The organism is Geodermatophilus sp. SYSU D00691 (assembly GCF_054050275.1).
Genome location: NZ_JBJGYZ010000028.1, coordinates 1 through 16,622, shown reverse-complemented (window position 1 = coordinate 16,622; position 16,622 = coordinate 1). Strand labels below are relative to the sequence as shown.

Annotated in this window: 14 protein-coding genes; 6 read left to right on the top strand and 8 right to left on the bottom strand. The window is 72.9% G+C overall.

Annotation, left to right across the window (positions count from 1 at the left end; translation table 11 throughout):
* Window positions 1-89: 89 nt before the first annotated feature.
* Window positions 90-1,109 carry a response regulator transcription factor gene (locus tag ACI797_RS19070; protein ID WP_456860360.1) on the bottom strand — a complete coding sequence of 340 codons (1,020 nt, stop codon included), beginning with the start codon at window positions 1,107-1,109 and terminating at the stop codon, window positions 90-92.
* Window positions 1,110-1,318: 209 nt separating this feature from the next.
* The gene (locus ACI797_RS19065) at window positions 1,319-2,197 is read right to left on the bottom strand and encodes a type 1 glutamine amidotransferase domain-containing protein (RefSeq protein ID WP_456860358.1); all 879 of its coding nucleotides are present in this window, start codon (window positions 2,195-2,197) and stop codon (window positions 1,319-1,321) included.
* A 455-nt stretch (window positions 2,198-2,652) separates the two neighbouring features.
* Here ACI797_RS19065 and ACI797_RS19060 point away from each other — a divergent pair, with 455 nt between their 5' ends.
* The 4 genes from ACI797_RS19060 to ACI797_RS19045 all read left to right on the top strand — a co-directional run bounded on the left by ACI797_RS19060 (window position 2,653) and on the right by ACI797_RS19045 (window position 7,101).
* Window positions 2,653-3,498 carry a glycerophosphodiester phosphodiesterase gene (locus ACI797_RS19060; protein WP_456860356.1) on the top strand — a complete coding sequence of 282 codons (846 nt, stop codon included), beginning with the start codon at window positions 2,653-2,655 and terminating at the stop codon, window positions 3,496-3,498.
* A gap of 936 nt (window positions 3,499-4,434) precedes the next feature.
* Window positions 4,435-5,544 carry a zinc-dependent alcohol dehydrogenase gene (locus ACI797_RS19055; RefSeq protein ID WP_456860355.1) on the top strand — a complete coding sequence of 370 codons (1,110 nt, stop codon included), beginning with the start codon at window positions 4,435-4,437 and terminating at the stop codon, window positions 5,542-5,544.
* A 16-nt stretch (window positions 5,545-5,560) separates the two neighbouring features.
* Window positions 5,561-6,163 (top strand): hypothetical protein, encoded by a 603-nt coding sequence (locus tag ACI797_RS19050; protein ID WP_456860353.1) that lies wholly within the window; start codon window positions 5,561-5,563, stop codon window positions 6,161-6,163.
* Between the two features lie 89 nt (window positions 6,164-6,252).
* Window positions 6,253-7,101: an aldo/keto reductase gene (locus ACI797_RS19045; RefSeq protein ID WP_456860351.1), complete on the top strand. Its 849-nt coding sequence runs from the start codon at window positions 6,253-6,255 to the stop codon at window positions 7,099-7,101.
* Window positions 7,102-7,239: 138 nt separating this feature from the next.
* Here the strand turns inward: ACI797_RS19045 and ACI797_RS19040 are convergent, their stop codons facing one another.
* Both ACI797_RS19040 and ACI797_RS19035 read right to left on the bottom strand, forming a co-directional pair.
* Window positions 7,240-7,524 (bottom strand): DUF2795 domain-containing protein, encoded by a 285-nt coding sequence (locus tag ACI797_RS19040; RefSeq protein WP_456860349.1) that lies wholly within the window; start codon window positions 7,522-7,524, stop codon window positions 7,240-7,242.
* Window positions 7,525-7,572: 48 nt separating this feature from the next.
* Entirely contained in the window at window positions 7,573-8,289 is a 717-nt protein-coding gene (locus tag ACI797_RS19035; protein ID WP_456860347.1) for a 4a-hydroxytetrahydrobiopterin dehydratase, read from the bottom strand.
* A gap of 1,091 nt (window positions 8,290-9,380) precedes the next feature.
* Between ACI797_RS19035 and ACI797_RS19030 the strand changes: the two genes are divergently transcribed.
* Window positions 9,381-10,340, top strand: a complete 960-nt coding sequence (locus tag ACI797_RS19030; RefSeq protein ID WP_456860345.1) for a LysR family transcriptional regulator — start codon at window positions 9,381-9,383, stop codon at window positions 10,338-10,340.
* On the opposite strand, the gene ACI797_RS19025 is transcribed toward ACI797_RS19030, so the two are convergent.
* From ACI797_RS19025 to ACI797_RS19010, 4 genes are all read right to left on the bottom strand, one after another.
* A complete protein-coding gene (locus ACI797_RS19025; RefSeq protein ID WP_456860343.1) occupies window positions 10,330-11,505 on the bottom strand; it encodes a zinc-dependent alcohol dehydrogenase in 1,176 nt (391 codons plus the stop codon). The genes ACI797_RS19030 and ACI797_RS19025 overlap by 11 nt on opposite strands.
* Window positions 11,502-12,041, bottom strand: a complete 540-nt coding sequence (locus ACI797_RS19020) for an SRPBCC family protein (protein ID WP_456860341.1) — start codon at window positions 12,039-12,041, stop codon at window positions 11,502-11,504. The genes ACI797_RS19025 and ACI797_RS19020 overlap by 4 nt, the downstream gene beginning before the upstream one ends.
* 163 nt (window positions 12,042-12,204) lie before the next feature.
* Window positions 12,205-13,206 (bottom strand): helix-turn-helix transcriptional regulator, encoded by a 1,002-nt coding sequence (locus tag ACI797_RS19015; protein ID WP_456860339.1) that lies wholly within the window; start codon window positions 13,204-13,206, stop codon window positions 12,205-12,207.
* Window positions 13,207-13,324: 118 nt separating this feature from the next.
* A complete protein-coding gene (locus ACI797_RS19010) occupies window positions 13,325-13,591 on the bottom strand; it encodes an ANTAR domain-containing protein (RefSeq protein ID WP_456860337.1) in 267 nt (88 codons plus the stop codon).
* 345 nt (window positions 13,592-13,936) lie between these two features.
* On the opposite strand from ACI797_RS19010, the gene ACI797_RS19005 reads away from it, so the two are divergent.
* Window positions 13,937-16,459, top strand: a complete 2,523-nt coding sequence (locus tag ACI797_RS19005; RefSeq protein ID WP_456860335.1) for an ATP-dependent Clp protease ATP-binding subunit — start codon at window positions 13,937-13,939, stop codon at window positions 16,457-16,459.
* Window positions 16,460-16,622 lie beyond the last annotated feature (163 nt).

The following is a 16,622-nucleotide window of genomic DNA, read 5'->3' as shown; positions in this document are numbered from 1 at the left end:
GACACGGCTGACCCGGCGACCTCGCGGAGCGCCCGGACCTCTCATGGAACCGATGCCGAGGGGGCAGCTCCATCGGCAGAACGCCCTATTCAGGCCCGGCAGGGCGACGGCAACTGGGGCACGTAGAGGCCGGTGCGCTCGGCCCGCACCGCGGCGAGCGTCCTCGTGGGCGCATCGAGCTTGGCGAGGATGTGCTCGAGGTGGGCAGCGACGGTTCGGGGGGCCACGACCAGCGCGCGGGCGATCTGCTGGTTGGAGCACCCCTCGATCAGCAACCCGAGCACCTCGAGCTCGCGGGGCGTCAGCGCCCGCAGGTCGGTCACGGGCGCGGGCGAGAGGACGACCGCCCCGAGCAGGCTTGCTGGCCCCTGCCCGGGACTGGCCAGGACGGTCACGCGGACGTGCCCGTCCGGGGCGTGGCGGCCTCCGCGCGGCCAGAGGAAGGACGTGAAGACCTGGCCGTCGTCGATGGACCAGCGGGCGATCGTGACGACGGGCGATCCTTCGGCGAGCAGTGCGTCACCGTGGAGGCCGGGCAGTGGCTGGGTGGGGCTGTGGCGGCACAGCACCGCACCGGCGGTCGCCCCCCGCACCACCCGCGCTGCCGCGGCCAGCGAGCGCAACGGGTCGGACCCGCGCGCCAGGACGGGGGTGAGTTGGTGCAGCCGACGCCGGATGGCCAGGGGCGGCGGCTCCTTGCTGCTGAAGAGCAGCGCCAGGTGTCCGACGTGGCGCCGCCCTCTGTCGAACAGGGCGACGCCCAAGGCCTCGTGGAAGCCGGCGGGCATGAAGCACTCGGCCCATGTCGGCAGGTCTGCGGCCGGGTAGGGCAGGTCCGACGGGCTCAGCGGCGGGCGCGCGGGATCGGTATGGGTCGCCTCGATGTCGTGCGCCACGGTGGGACCGCTCAGGTAGTGCAGCGTCCTCTCGTCGAGTTCGGCGCTGGCCACGGATGTGTAGCTGCTGCGCATCGGGTCGGCCAGGGCCAGCCACGCAGCGTCGAACGGCACGAGGCGGCGGAGCAGCTCCAGCATCTCTTGCGAGCGTTCGAGGAGGGGACTGGCCGAGTCGGCGATCTCGGCCAGTTCGAGTTTCGCGGTCTCCGTCATCAGGCGCTCCCGGGACCGCAGACTCGGCAGACCCGCTGGCTGTTCAACGGTGCCGACATCTGACCCCCGTGCCCCGTTACCGCCGAGCGGGACTGAGTAGTCCCGTTCCGGATGACGAAAAGCTCGCAGTGGTCTGAGGTACCGGCTAACGGCGCCACCCACGCGAGTGGCTCCCAGCCGCCGCGATCGCGGGCATCACCCGGCACGACCTACCGCCCGGGTCTCCGGCTCTGCGCAGCCGGGCTACTCAGGGCCCGCTGGGCGGCAGCGGCCAAGCCGATGCCCACCACGGCGGCGGCCGACGGCTTCGGCGACCAACGCAGCGCGCCGATGGCCCAGCCGACGGGTGCGTCGAGTTGCCGATCGGACTCACGACGCGGGGCTGTCGTCGCCGGCTCCGGCGACGTCCTCGTGAAGGCGTCGATCATCCCGGGGACGAAAGCGGCCATGTCCTGGGGCCCTCTGCTCGTGGTGAGGTTCCCGTCCCGGACGAGCTCCTGATCGAGCCAGGTGGCACCGGCGTTCACCAGGTCGTCGCGGATCCCGGGCCAGGAGGTGAGGGTCCGTCCGTCCACGAGTCCCGCCGATGCGAGCACCCACGGTCCATGGCAGAGGGTGGCGATGGGCTTGTCACTCGCGGCGAACGCGTGGACGAACTCCCGTGCCGGGGCGGACTGCCGGAGGAGGTCGGGATTGATGAACCCCCCGGGCAACAGCAGGCCGTCGTAGTCGCCGGGATCGGCTTCCTCGATCGTCTTGTCCACGCGGACCCGGCTGGCCGGCATGTGCAGGTTCACCCCGCGGATCCGTCCGCGCCGCAGGGACACGACGTCCACCTCGGCGCCGGCCGCCTTCAGGGCGCGCAGCGGAACGACCAGCTCGACCTTCTCGAAGCCGTCGGCCGCGAGGGCCGCGATCGTGCGGCCCTTGAGCCGGCGTCTCGTGGGCATGTCGTCTCCGTGTCGCTCGTAGGCGCAGAGCTGACGGGACTTCTCTGGCATCGGAAGCTCGTCAGGGCGCCAGGGACTGTTCTCACCTGGCCGGCTGCTCAGCGCTGCACGGGGTACCCGCACCCGACGGTCGGACACCTACCTGGGCCGAACTGACGCGTGACCGGACGGTCGGCCGGCTCCCGGACCGTGGACGTCGGCCCGCGGCCCGGGCGCGACACGGGCCGTCATGACACCGCTCTGGCCGCCCCGTCGAGCGGCAGGCATCACCGATGTATCCACGAGCGGCCGCGCGCAGCTGGCCACGGGCACCCGATCTCGCGCGCCGGGGTCGCGGCCGCGCCGGGAGACTCCCCGCCCCGCTCGGGCCCGAAGATGGGCAGTTGTGCCGACGGTGCCCGGGCACCGGTCAGAGGATCCTGGAGGAGGGGCTGCCTGGAGGCACGGGCGAACCTGGAGCACCTCCCCACCGGCAGGCCGTGCCACGCACGTCCGCGGGTCGGGACCACGCCACGAGGGGGAGGTGACCGCGTGTTCCGTCCCGCGTCACGGGGCCTGAGCACCTGCCGTCGGAGCCTCGCGGGCTGCGGACGGTGAGCCGTCCGGACGAGACGTTGCACCTGCCTCCACCTCAGGGTGGACCCGTGACGACGGCCGGCGGAGCAGGACCCCGACACCGGGACGTCTTCGGGAGCGGGCCTGCCGTCATCGGGCACCGCGGGCTCGGCTGCGGCGTCGTCGCCGGCCACCAGCAGAACACCCTCAGCTCCTTCGGCGCGGCCGTGCGCAGCGGGGCGAAGTGGGTGGAGGCCGATGTCCGGCGTCTGGGCGATGACGTCCTGGTGGTGGCCCACGACGCCGTGTACCCGGACGGCACTCGGCTCGAGCACATCACGGGAACGGAGGCCGACCGTCGCGGCACGCTGCGCCTCAGCGCTCTGCTGGACGAACTCCCTGCCCAGGTGGGGCTCAACCTGGACCTCAAGTCCTCGATGGACGACGGTCTGCGGTCACCCGGGCAGACCACCGCCGGCCTCCTCGCGCCGGTCGTGGCGGCGGAAGCGACCCGGCGGCCCCTGATCGTCTCCTCGTTCGACCCGGCAGCCCTGGGCCTTCTGCGTGCGACGGCGCCGCGGGTGCCCCTCGGACTGCTGACCTGGTACCGGTTTCCCCTGGAGATGGCCGTGGCGGCCTGCGTCCACATGGACGTCGAGGTGCTGGGGCTCCACGTCGGCTCACTGCGGGAGGGAACGGCCGCGGGCCAGATCGACTCGGGTCTCCTGGCCCGTCTGCTGGCACTGCTCCACCGCGGCGGCCGGCAATTGCTCGTCTGGTGCCCGCAGATCGCGTTGGCCCGGTCCCTGGTGTCCGCGGGCACGGACGCCGTGGTCGTGGACGACCTGCCGGAGGCGCTGGTCGCACTGAGCCCGTCCCCGTAGCGGGGGACCAGCCGCTCCCAGCCCTGCCCTCCTGGGCCGACGCGCAGCAGGGGGGAGCGCCGACCGCCGGGATCGGTCGATCTGCCGGGTGTGCCCCGGGCTGCCGAGGGGATCCTTGGTGCACACGCCGCTCCGTCAATCACGACCGGGGACGGTGCCAGCGAGGCCGGTCAGGAGGTCCAGGACTCCACGAGGGAGGTCGTCCGAGCCCCGGGCGGGCGCCGCCGGACCCCCGCTGCCCATGACACCGCCCTCGGCGACGTGACTGCGTTCCGCCGAGGCAGCCGGTGACCGGTAGGTCGGTCGACGACGGACCACGAGCCCCGCCCCCGAGCATCCCGCCCCTCGACCGCCCGTCCTGCGGCGCCTATCCCCGAGGAACGGCCGCAGCCGGTCGGTCCTCACCACCGCCCGACCTGGATGGTGACCATCGGAGGTCGTGGTGTTCTCCCGTGACGCCGCGCACACCCGGGACGCTCAGCTGGCCGATCGGGTGATCGACGCCCGCCGGGGCCGGTGCGACGCCGTCAACGAGGAGATCGCCGGGCTCGACGTCCTCGTCCTCAGCGGCGGCGGCCTGCTTCAGGGACAGACGGACCTCGCGGGCGCCCCGGCCGTGTCGGTGCGGGGATGCAGGGCCTTCGACCGCGGCGACTGGGCCGCGGCACCACGGCCCAGCCGGTCGGGTCCGGTCAGCTGCCGGTCGACGGGCCAGGCCTCGGCGGGCATCGGTAGATCTGCCGATCTTCCCGCGGCGCCCCGCGGTGAGCCCGGATGTGGGGTGGCCGCGCTGGGGGAGCCGGCGCAGAGTCAGGGGGCCGGTGAGCAGAGCCGGCCGGTGGACGCCCCGTTGTGCTCGCACGAGCCTCGGGGACCCGCGCCCCAGGAGGCGGTCAGTTGCGAGCGATGGTGTACCGAGGTCCCTACAAGGTCAGGATGGAGGAGAAGGAGCGGCCGAGGATCGAGCACCCCAACGACGCCATCGTCCGGGTGCAGCTGGCCGCGATCTGCGGCTCCGACCTGCACCTCTACCACGGCATGATGCCGGACACCCGGATCGGTCACACCTTCGGCCACGAGTTCATCGGCGTCGTCGACGAGGTGGGCTCGTCCGTGCAGAACCTGCAGGTCGGCGACCGGGTGATGGTGCCGTTCAACATCTTCTGCGGCACCTGCTGGTACTGCGCGCGGGGTCTGTACTCCAACTGCCACAACGTCAACCCGAACGCCACCGCCGTAGGCGGCATCTACGGCTACTCGCACACCACCGGGGGCTACGACGGCGGCCAGTCCGAGTACGTGCGGGTGCCCTTCGCCGACGTCGGCCCGTCGAAGATCCCGGACTGGATGGCCGACGAGGACGCGGTCCTGCTGACCGACATGACGGCCACCGGCTACTTCGGGGCGCAACTCGGCGACATCGTCGAGGGCGATGTCGTCGTCGTCTTCGGCGCCGGGCCCGTGGGTCTGGTGGCGGCCAAGTCGGCGTGGCTGATGGGAGCCGGCCGGGTCATCGTCATCGACCACCTGGACTACCGGCTCGAGAAGGCGCGCACCTTCGCGCACGCCGAGACCTACAACTTCACCCAGTACGGCGACATCGTCCTGGAGATGAAGAAGGCCACCGACTACCTCGGCGCCGACGTCGCCATCGACTGCGTGGGCGCCGAGGCGGACGGCAACTTCATCCAGCACGTCACCTCGTCCAAGCTCAAGCTGCAGGGTGGCTCCCCGGTCGCGCTGAACTGGGCGATCGACTCGGTCCGCAAGGGCGCGACCATCTCGGTGATGGGCGCCTACGGCCCGCTCTTCAGCGCCGTCAAGTTCGGCGACGCGATGAACAAGGGGCTGACGATCCACACCAACCAGTGCCCGGTCAAACGGCAGTGGCCCCGGCTGTTCGAGCACGTGCGCAACGGCTACCTCAAGCCCAGCGAGCTGGCCACCCACCGGGTGCCGCTCGAGGACATCGCTGAGGGCTACCACATCTTCTCGGCCAAGCTCGACGGCATCATCAAGCCCCTCGTCGTCCCGACCGCGGCGTGAGCGACAGGAGACCCCGATGACCTACACACCGCACAAGCCGCCGATCGCCGAGTCGTCCGACGAGCTGAGGAAGCGGATCCCGGGCTGGGGCGTCGACCTGGACCCCAAGGACCGGCCGTCGGTCCCGAAGCTGCAGTTCCAGGAGGACTTCACCGGCGCGCACTGGGAGTTCCCCGAGCGGCAGCCCGAGAAGTATCCGCGGGAGCGCTCGGTGGAGCACGGGATGCTCCCCCCGGTCTTCGGCACCGCCCAGCCGCCGTCGGGCGTCTCGGGTGCCATCCGTCGCTACGCCTACCGCTACAGCGAGGGCCGCACGGCGCACTGGCTGCTGCTCATCGTCGCCGACCGGGTGGATGCGTGGGAGCACCACCTGAAGTCGTTCCTCACGCTCCACCCGGACAACCCGATCACCGAGACCGGGGTGAAGGCCGAGTTCACCCACCACGGCCTGCGGTCGCGGGTCGGGCAGCACCGCACGGACCTCAAGCACCAGCCGCTCGACCCGGTGATCGTCGCGGGTCCCTGGGTCGCCGCGGCCGGGGCCGTCTACGCCGGCGCCCGGAGCGTGGCGAAGTCGCTGACGCACGCCGGGTCCAACGGACAGCGGCCGGTGCACTGAGGCGGTGATGGTGGCCTCCCCGGACCCCTCGCGACGCGGGGTGGACCCGGGGAGGCACGACGGGGCCTGCCCCATGGAGGAGCGCCCGCATGACCTCGTCCACGACGCGCACCGTGACCCTGACCGACGGCACCGCCGCCCCGGCCCTCGGCATGGGCACCTGGTACCTGGGTGAGGACCCCGGCAGGATCGATCTCCAGCTGGACGCCCTGCGGACCGGCATCGACATCGGTCTGACGCTGGTCGACACCGCCGAGATGTACGGCGACGGCGCCGCCGAGGAGCTCGTCGGCCGGGTGATCGCCGGCCGGCGGTCCGACGTCTTCCTGGTCAGCAAGGTGCTGCCGCACCACGCCACGTACCAGGGCACGGTGGACGCCTGCCAGCGGAGCCTGCGCCGACTGGGCACCGACCATCTGGACCTGTACCTGCTGCACTGGCGCGGCCGGGTCCCGGTCGAGGAGACCGTCGCCGCCTTCGAGTCGCTGGTCTCCCGCGGGCTCATCCGGTCCTGGGGCGTGAGCAACTTCGACGTCCCCGACCTCGACCGTCTGGTCGGGCTTCCCGGCGGCAACCGGGTCCAGACCGACCAGGTGCTCTACAACCTCGCCCGGCGCGGCCCCGAGTACGACCTGATCCCCTGGTGCCGCGGCAGGCGCATGCCCCTGATGGTGTACTCGCCCGTCGACCACGGCCGGCTCCTCGAGCACCGGGCCGTCCGCGACCTGGCCGCGGAGAAGGGGGTCACCTCGGCCCAGCTGGCCATCGCGTGGGTGCTGCGGCTGCCCGACGTGTTCGCCGTCGCCAAGGCCTCGACCCGCGAGCACGTCATCGAGAACCACGCGGCGCTGGAGATCGGGTTCAGCCAGGCGGAGCTGGACCTGCTCGACCGGCTCTTCCCGCCGCCGTTCCGCAAGGTCCCGCTCGACGTCCTGTAGGACTGGCCGCGAGCCCGACCACGCGCCTGACCACGAGCCGCAGCCCGCCGGGGCTGAGTCCCCGCATCTGCGGGTCCTGCACGCGACCCAGGGGAGACCGCGTCGCGTACCGCGGTGAGCACGGCGACAGCGCTGGTCCTACCGGGGCTCGCGCATGTGCTCGGCGACCCCACTGGGGGCACGGGTGCGGGCCTGCTCGGCCTCCCGGCTCGCCGGTCGGCCGGCTCCGGGGTCGACGGCCACCGACCGCACCACCTCCGCACGGCTGCGGTAGTCGACAGGTGGGATGGCGCGAAGGCTGCGGACCACCCCCTCGGGGGCGCCCGACCGCTCGGCGGCGGCGACCAGCGCCTCCTTGCCGGCCGGGTAGTCGACGTCCTGCAGGTACTGCAGGACATCGTCGGGGGTGAGCGGCTCGGTCACGGTGGTGGCCTTCCAGGTCGTGGTGTCGGTGTCCGGCGTACTCGGGTGTCAGCCGGAGGACCCGACCGCGGCCACAGCCGCGTCGATCCGCCGGGCGAGCTCGACGTCCATGTCGGTCACGCGGTCGAGCGAATGCGTCCAGACCTCGAAGGTGACCGTGTCCTGCAGTTGCTCGACGCGCGCGTGGTGGGTCAGGTCCTGCTCGGCGCGGGCGACGGCGTCGCGCAGGGGGCGCTGGCGCTCGGGCGGGAGCACGACCGTGCGCCGCAGGCGGTGTTCGTCGCCCTCCCAGCCCTCCAGGGCGGCGAGCGCGCGGTCGATCTCGTCCTGCTCGAGCAGTCGCGGGCTCAGCCCGATCGGCACCCCCGAACCGCGGGGCGGAACCCCCTGGTCGATCGGTGAGAACAGCTCCTCACCGTCCGGCAGTCGTCGGGCGAGGACGTCGGCGACCTCCGGCTCGGACTCGGCCAGCGTCGAGAGGACCGCCTGGGTGTAGAAGCGGGCCCGCTCGCCCGGGCATCCGGACCTGGCGGTCACCGCGGAGACCAGGGCGGCGCCGCTGTCGGGGTGCACACCCGGGCCCCGGATCTCGGCGGCACCCCGGAGGGAGCCGGGCAGGACCGCGGCCAGCCGGTCGCGGTCGGGCTCCTCCAGCGAGGCGGCCACGGCGGCGATGACCGCCTCCACCGCCCGCCGGGCCTCCCCGGTGTCGGCCGCGCCGGCCTGCGCTCCCGCGGCCTCGATCAACGTCGAGTACTGGATCACCGGACTCCTCCCCGGTCGTCGGCCGCCGTGGTCCGCGTGATCGTCGCGTAGTCCATGTCCGCTCCCGAAGGCGCCGTCCGGCGCGGTCGTAGGGGTTCCGTCGTTCGAACCCGGCTCCGACGCTAGGACCGGTCACAGCGCGTGGACATTGGTCGATCGACCGATCCCGCCTCCGGCCCTCGGCCAGGAGGGGCCGGCACCACGAGGTCCTGCGGCGTCCGCCCGTGGAAGCCGGCCGCTGGGAACGGCAGGACCACGGGATCGGGGTCTGTGCCGTGCACGGGCACCGTGGCGAGCCCCGGGTCGCGGGCCGCGGCGGTTGCTCCACTTCGACGGGTTCGCCGTGCCGGGACCGCTGCGGGGACCGCGGCATCCGGTCAGCCGCTAGCCATCTGCGCCCGGCGAGCTGCCCTCCGTGCTCGAGGGCCCAGGTTCCCCTCCCGAGCGCCCGGGGCCGACGGCCGGGGCCGCGCCGCCGAGTTCCTTGCTCACCGTCGGATCGGCGTCGTCGGGCTGGGGCACTCGCGGGTCGTCCGGGAGCCGGACATCGACCTCGTCGGCAGTCGCCGACGCGGGCGCGTCGTCCTGGGGAGGGATGGGTTCGCCGTCCATGCCGTCGGGTTTACCCCGACCCGCCGTCGGAACCGGAGCCGCCGGCCGAGATCGGCGGACCTCGCGATGCCCGTCGGTCGCCGGGCGGATCGGAACCGGGCCTCGCCACTCCCCGGTACGGCGCGTCGAGCGCGCAATGGGTTCAGCGCAGCCAGCGCTGTCCACGAGGCGTCGAAGGGGATGTGGCGACCCAGCTCGTGTAGCAGCGCCTGGGCGCGTTCAGGGAGCAGTCCCGGGGCGGCGGCGATCTCGGCGAGGTGCACAACTGCTGCCTCGGTCGTGTCGCTTCACCGATCCAGGGGGTGCGCCGACCGATGCAGCCGTCGGACGCGTCCTGGACCAGGCGACTGCCGGTCGTGCAGGTACCGCACCAACCGGGGGGCAACCCATGTTCCCCGGACCGGAAAAGTTGGTCGTATGAGGCGGTTCGTACGCCACCATGGCCCGCGGACGGCTCAGTTTCCGCAGTAGCCTGCGGCGTGGAGTTGCGTCAACTGCGCTACTTCCTGGCGGTGGCCGAGGAGGGGCGCTTCAGCCGTGCCGCGCAACGGCTCCACATAGCTGCTCCGTCGCTCTCGCAGCAGATCCGTGCGCTGGAGCGGGAGCTCCGGGTCCCGCTGTTCGAGCGCACCCCGCAGGCGGCCCGGCTGACCTCTGCCGGCGTCGTCCTGGTCGAGCGGGCCCGGATCATCCTGGCAGAGGTGGACCGGGCGCTGGCGGACGTGCGCGTCGCCGGGACGGACTCCCGGGAGCAACTGACCCTGCGCGTGGCCACCATGGCCGACCTCGCCCTCGCCGGCCCGCTGCGGCGCGCCGCGCTGGCGATCGACGGGGTCGAGGTGTCGGTGAGTTCTGCCCGCGGGGACGACGCCCTCGAGGCCGTCCGCCAGGGCAGGGCGGACGTGGCGATCGTGTGGAGCCGGTCCCGTCCGCAGCGGGACCTCGACGGCGTGGTGCTGGGGTCGGTCGTCTTCGGCGTCGTGCTTCCCCTCGGGCATGCCTTGAGCGGCGGGGTCACGGTGCCGGTGGCCGCGCTCGCCGGCGAGGTGCTCGTCATGTTCCCGCGCGAGCCGTTCGCCGGGATCTGGGACCGCGTCGTAGACCACCTGTTCCCCGCTGGAGCCGCACACGACCAGGTCGTCGTCGAGCCCGACCTGCTGAACGCGCCCGACGGGGTGCTCCGCGCCGTCGCCGGTGGCGCGGGCATCGCCGTCTGCATCCTCGGGACCGCCGATCACCTGCGGATCGAGGGGATCCTGGTCCGGCCTCTCGATCCGGCGATGACGTGGGACCTGGAGGCGGTCTGGCGGGCGCCGGCCACCCCCGCCGTCGGCAGGGTCGTCGACTTCCTGGTGGGATCGGCGCGGGACCCGGAGACGCTCATCGAGCCGGTCCGCCGTCCCGGCGACGGCCACCGCAAGGTCACGGTCAGGGCTTGAGGACCACCTTCTCGCAACCGTCCTGCTTGTGCTTGAAGATGTCGTAGCCGTGCGGTGCCTCGGCCAGCGGCAGGCGGTGGGTGATCACCCGGGTGGAATCGATCTCGCCGCGCTCGATGCGGTCGAGGAGCGGGCGCATGTACCGCTGGACGTGGCACTGACCGGTCTTCAGGGTCAGGGAGCGGTTCATCCAGGAGCCGGCCGGGAACTTGTCGATGAACCCCCCGTACACGCCGATGACCGACACGATGCCTCCGCTGCGGCAGGACGTGATGGCCTGGCGCAGGACGTGCGGCCGGTCGGTCTCGGACCGCACGGCCTGCTTGGCCCGGTCGTAGAGCTGCACGTGGGCGGCGCCGTGGGTGGCCTCCATGCCGACGGCGTCGATGCACTTGTCGGGCCCCCGGCCGCCGGTCAGCTCGAGCAGGGCCGAGCGTACGTCGGTGTCGGAGTAGTCGATGGTCTCGTAGCCCTGCGAGGCGGCCATCTCCAGCCGGTAGGGGACGTCGTCGATGGCGATCACCTTCGCCGCGCCGAGCACCCGTGCGCTGTCCATCGCGAACTGCCCGACCGGCCCGGCGCCCCAGACGGCGACGACGTCGCCGTCGGTGATCTCGCACATCTCGGCGCCCATGTAGCCGGTGGGCAGGATGTCGGAGAGGAAGAGCACCTGCTCGTCGGCCAGGTCCGACTCGATCTTGAGCGGGTTGACGTCGGCGAGCACGACCCGGGCGTACTCGGCCTGGCCGCCGGCGAAGCCGCCGGTGAGGTGCGAGTAGCCGTAGATGCCGGCGACCGGGTGGCCGAACATCTTCTCGGCCGCGCCGGCGTTGGGGTTGGTGTTCTCGCAGCAGGACCACAGCTGGTTCTGGCAGGCGGCGCAGGCGCCGCAGCCGATGGGGAAGGGGACGACGACGCGGTCGCCGACCCGGAGCCTGTCGCGGTCCACGCCGGGGCCGACCTCGACCACCTCGCCCATGAACTCGTGGCCCATGACGTCGCCCTTCTGCATCGTCGGCACGTAGCCGTCGAGCAGGTGCAGGTCGGAGCCGCAGATCGCCGTCGAGGTGATCCTCACGATCGCGTCACGGCTGTTGAGGATCTTCGGGTCGGGGACGTCCTGCACCTCGACCTTGTTCGGGCTGACCCAGCAGTTCGCCTTCACGCCATGACCTCCTCGAGCTCCTCGTCGGTCAGCGGGCGGGCAGGGTGTTGCGGGAACTCCTCCCTGGCCTGCTTTCCCCCCGGTGCGCCGTCGGAGCGGATCACCTCGCCGGTCTCCAGGACCTGCTTGAACCGGCGCAGGTCGTCGTCGAGCTGCTGGGAGGGCTCCTCGCCGAAGTACTTCGCCGCGGCCTTGCCCAACGCCCCACCGGACATCTCGTAGCTCAGGGTCACGTGCACCTCGGTGCCCCGCCCGCCGGGTGCGGGCAGGAAGCGGACCTCGCCGGTGTTGGGGACGTCGGCACCGTCGAGGGAGCGCCAGGCGATGCGCTGCCCGGGAACCTCGTCGGTCGTCTCGGCGTCCCACTCGACCGACCGGCCGAACGGCGCGCTCGCCTTCCAGTGGCTGCGCCGCTCGCCCGTGGCGCGCACCTCGTCGAGGTGCGCCATGAACGAGGGGAGCCGGTCGAGCTGGCGCCAGAAGGCGTACACCTCCTCCGGTGGCCTGGTCACGGTCGTGGTCGAGGTCAGTTCCATCGCGGTCCGGCGTTCCCTTCGTGTGGGCCTGGTGACGCCTGCGCAGGGGCCGACGGCGGTGATGACGACGCGGCCGGTCACGGTGAGGGGAGTCCAGCAGACCCGTCGATCGGGGGCCGCGCCATCGGCAGAACGACCGATTCCCGGCCGGCTCCGGACGGGCTCAGGTCGCTGCCGTTACCCCGGGCGGGATGCGCAGCCCACTGCGCAGGGCGCGCACCGCGGCGGCCGTGAGGTCGCTGGTCCGCAGGGCGACCAGGCTTCGCCCCAGGCAGTCGGCCACCGCCTCCGTGGCCACGTGGAGCGATCGGGCGAGGGCGGCGACGTCGGTGACGCCCTCGGCCAGGAGGCCCAGGACCCGGAGGTCCAGAGGGGTGAGGCCGTGCAGGTCGCCCGGTGGGGACAGGAGCACCGCGGCGGAGAGGTGGTCGAGGTCCGGGCGGGCGCAGTCGAGCGCGACGACCCGGATCAGCTGCGCACCGCCGGTGCCGGGCGTAGGGGCGAGGAACGAGATGTGCGCACCGCTCTCGGCCAACTCGGCAGCGGCGACCCCGAGGATCGGTGAGCCCGGCGTCAGCAGGCGGTCGTCGGGCAGACCCGGCAGGGGCAGGACGTCGCCTCCGCGGGTGAGCACGACCCCGGCGCTGGCGTTCCCGACGATCCGGCCGGTCTCCGCGATGTCCCGGGTCCGATCGAGCTGGTCGGCGATCACCGTGGTGACGGCCGCGACGACCCGCCGGTCGGCCGGGCTCGGCCGCGACGGATCGGCGGAGAGCAGGCTGAGGAAGCCGACGTGCCGCCCGCTCGTCGTGTACAGCCCGACCGCCAGACCCTGGCGGAAACCCGCCGGGAGCAGGTGGTCGGCCCACGCGCGGACCTCAGGGAGGGGGCTCGGGACCTCGCTGGCCAGCATCGGCGGACGCCGCCGGTTGAGGCCGAGCTGGTCCACCTCTTCGTCGGCCTCCGGACGGCCGAAGTAGGCGACGAGCGGCTCGGCCGGACCGGTGGTGGCCAACGGGACGTGCCGGTGCCGCTCGGGGTCCCGTACGGCGAGCCAGCCGGCGTCGAACGACAGGAGCCGCTCGAGAGACCGCAGGATCGCGGCGGCCCGCTCCTCCACGGTCGCGGATGACGCGACGGCATCGGCGAACTCCGGCCGCGTCACGGGGAGCTCCGGTTCTCTCCCACTCATCACGAGCAACCCTCCCGCACGCGTGGACGGACGGACACCTGCACGCTCGGGCGCAGGAACGTCGGCGGCCACGGTCCTGTGCCCGGGCGTCTCACAGCCTCCCCGTGTAGATCACCGTCTCCGCCAGCTCGCGCACCTTGATGTTGCGGTGCTGACTACGTGTCTTCAGCATCGCGATGGCCTGCTCCTCCGTGAGCTGGTGCTGGCACATCAGGATGCCGACCGCCATGCCGATCCGCCGGTTGCTGGTGACCGCGCGCTCCAAGCCGGCCGCCCTGTCCTCCGCGAACCGGAGCCGTGCCTGCAGCTGGTCGAGCAGGGGGCGGACGTCGGACCGCTGCGCCGGAACGGCAGGCACCTCCGCTGGCAAGCAGACGGTCATCGTGTCCTGGCCCTCCTGTTCCCGTGCGCCCGGTGCGCCGTCGCCGCCGGTCTGCCGGGACCGTCCCCTGCGACGGACACCAAGGGTGGGGGCGCGTTCCGGCGTCCGGTATCGGCAGGGCGACCGATCCTCCGGTCAGCCGGAAAGGGGCTCTGCCAGCACGCCGCCACGGCGCCCGGCGTCGGAGGGACGGGCCGACACGGCCCGGAGCCGGGCGGTCCGTCCCCCAGGACGGTCGTCTCGGCAGGATGACCGATGGAGATCCCGACCCAGGACGAGTAGCCCAGTAGGGGACCACGCCACTCCCGGGACGGACGACCGATGACCAGCGGATACTTCCCAGGCCCATACGGCAGCCCCTTCGACGACTTCTTCGCCCGCTACATGGGCGGCGCTCGCCAGCCCCGCCAGCGCGTCGACATCACCCAGTTCCTCAGCGAGCACGCCCGGGAACTGGTGAACGCGGCCGCGCGCCGGGCCGCCGAGACGGGCAGCCGGGACCTCGACACCGACCACCTGCTGTGGGCGATGACCGAGGAGGATGCCACCCGGCAGCTGATCGGCCGCGCCGGCGCCGACCCGGCGCAGCTGCGTGCCGAGCTCGACGGCCTGCCGCGTCACGGCGAGCCGCGCGCCGAGACGCCGGCCCTCACCCCTGCGGCCAAGCGTGCCCTCCTCGACGCCCACCAGATCTCCCGGGCGCTGGGCTCCACCTACATCGGTCCCGAACACCTGCTCTTCGCGCTGGCGGTCAACCCGGACTCGCCGGGCGGGCGGCTCCTGCGCCAGCGGGGCGTCACTCCGGAGGCCCTGCAGCAGGCGGTCAGCGGCGCAGGCGGCGGGCAGGGCGGACCCGGCCGCCCTCCGTCGAGCACCCCGACGCTGGACGAGTACGGCCGCGACCTGACCGCGATGGCCCGCAACGGGGAGATCGACCCCGTGATCGGCCGGGAGCAGGAGATCGAGCAGACCGTCGAGGTGCTGTCCCGGCGGCGCAAGAACAACCCCGTGCTCATCGGGGAGGCCGGCGTCGGGAAGACCGCGATCGTCGAGGGCATCGCCGCCCAGATCGTCGAGGGCGACGTCCCGGAGACCCTGCGCGGCCGCCGGGTCGTGGAGCTCGACCTCACCGGACTCGTCGCCGGCACCCGCTACCGCGGCGACTTCGAGGAGCGGCTCAAGAAGATCATCGACGAGATCCGCGAGAACTCCGACGAGGTGATCGCCTTCATCGACGAGCTGCACACCGTCGTGGGAGCGGGCGCGAGCGAGGGCTCCAGTGGCGCCGGCAACATGCTCAAGCCGGCACTGGCCCGCGGGGAGCTGCACATCATCGGCGCCACGACCCTGGACGAGTACCGCCGCAACATCGAGAAGGACGCCGCGCTGGAGCGCCGCTTCCAGCCCATCCTGGTGGCCGAGCCGAGCGTCGAGGACACGGTGCAGATCCTGTGCGGCCTGCGCGACCGCTACGAGGCCCACCACCAGGTCCGGTTCACCGACGAGGCCGTCGTCGCGGCCGTGGAGCTCTCCGACCGCTACATCACCGACCGGCACCTGCCGGACAAGGCGATCGACCTCATCGACCAGGCAGGTGCGCGGGTCCGCCGCCGGGTGAAGACGCCCCCGACCGACCTGCGCGGCCTGGAGCAGGAGGTGGAGCGGCTGCAGCGGGAGAAGGACCAGGCGGTCGCGGCCGAGCAGTACGAGCGGGCCTCCCAGCTGCGGGACCAGGTCGCCGAGGCCCAGCGGCGGCTCGAGCAGGCGAGGGACGGCGGCGGCGAGGGTCCGGGCGTCCCCGAGGTCGGGGTCGAGGACATCGCCGAGGTGGTGTCCCGGGCGACCGGCATCCCGGTCAGCCAGCTCACCCAGGAAGAGATGGAGCGGCTGCTCGGCCTCGAGCAGCGCCTGCACGAACGGGTGGTCGGGCAGGACGAGGCGGTCGAGGTCGTCGCCGAGGCGGTGCGCCGCTCCCGTGTGGGCCTCGGCGACCCCGACCGGCCGATCGGCAGCTTCCTCTTCCTGGGGCCGACCGGCGTCGGCAAGACCGAGTTGGCGCGGGCCCTCGCCGAGGCGCTCTTCGGCGACGAGGACCGGATGATCCGGTTGGACATGAGCGAGTTCCAGGAACGGCACACGGTCAGCAGGCTGGTCGGGTCCCCACCCGGCTACGTCGGCTACGAGGACGCCGGGCAGCTGACCGAGGCGGTGCGCCGTCGGCCGTACTCGGTGGTGCTGCTCGACGAGATCGAGAAGGCCCACCCCGACGTCTTCAACACGCTGCTGCAGCTGCTGGACGACGGCCGGCTCACCGACTCGCAGGGGCGGACGGTCGACTTCACCAACACCGTGGTGATCATGACCAGCAACCTGGGATCGGAGGCGATCGTCAACGCCGGCCGCGGCCCGCTCGGCTTCGCCGGCGGCAGCACCGCCGGCGACGACCTGCGCAGCCAGGTCATGCGCCGGTTGCGGGAGTCCTTCCGGCCGGAGTTCCTCAACCGGATCGACGAGATCGTGGTGTTCCAGCAGCTGGACAACACCCAGCTGGAGCGGATCACGGACCTGATGCTCGAGGAGACCCGCAGGCGGCTGCGGGCCCAGGGCATCGACGTCGAGTTCACCCCGGAGGCGGTCAGCTGGCTCGCCGAACGGGGCTACGAGCCCCAGTTCGGCGCCCGCCCGCTGCGCCGGGCGATCCAGCGGGAGGTGGACAACCGGCTCTCCCGGCTGATGCTCGACGGCCGGCTGCGCAGTGGCCAGCGGGTCCGTGTCGTGGCCCGGGACGGCGACCTGGACCTGGAGGTCGAGGACGCGCGGGAGGCCGCGACGGCGCAGGCGTGAGCGGTCGGTCCCCGGCGCTCAGCACGGCGTCGGGGGGGCCCGGCCCCGGGGGGGGGGGGGGGGGGGGGGCGGCCGCGGGCGGCGCCGGCGGCGGCGGGGGGGGGGGGGGGGGGGCGGGGGGGGGGGGGGGGGGGGGGTGGGGGGCGGGGGGGCCCCTCGCCGC

What these genes read in the sequence shown, in the direction of transcription:
- ACI797_RS19070 (WP_456860360.1), bottom strand. Translation starts at nt 1,109, where the DNA reads ATGACGGAGACCGCGAAACTCGAACTGGCCGAGATCGCCGACTCGGCC.
- ACI797_RS19055 (WP_456860355.1), top strand. Translation starts at nt 4,435, where the DNA reads ATGGAGGAGAAGGAGCGGCCGAGGATCGAGCACCCCAACGACGCCATC.
- ACI797_RS19050 (WP_456860353.1), top strand. Translation starts at nt 5,561, where the DNA reads ATGACCTACACACCGCACAAGCCGCCGATCGCCGAGTCGTCCGACGAG.
- ACI797_RS19045 (WP_456860351.1), top strand. Translation starts at nt 6,253, where the DNA reads ATGACCTCGTCCACGACGCGCACCGTGACCCTGACCGACGGCACCGCC.
- ACI797_RS19020 (WP_456860341.1), bottom strand. Translation starts at nt 12,041, where the DNA reads ATGGAACTGACCTCGACCACGACCGTGACCAGGCCACCGGAGGAGGTG.
- ACI797_RS19005 (WP_456860335.1), top strand. Translation starts at nt 13,937, where the DNA reads ATGACCAGCGGATACTTCCCAGGCCCATACGGCAGCCCCTTCGACGAC.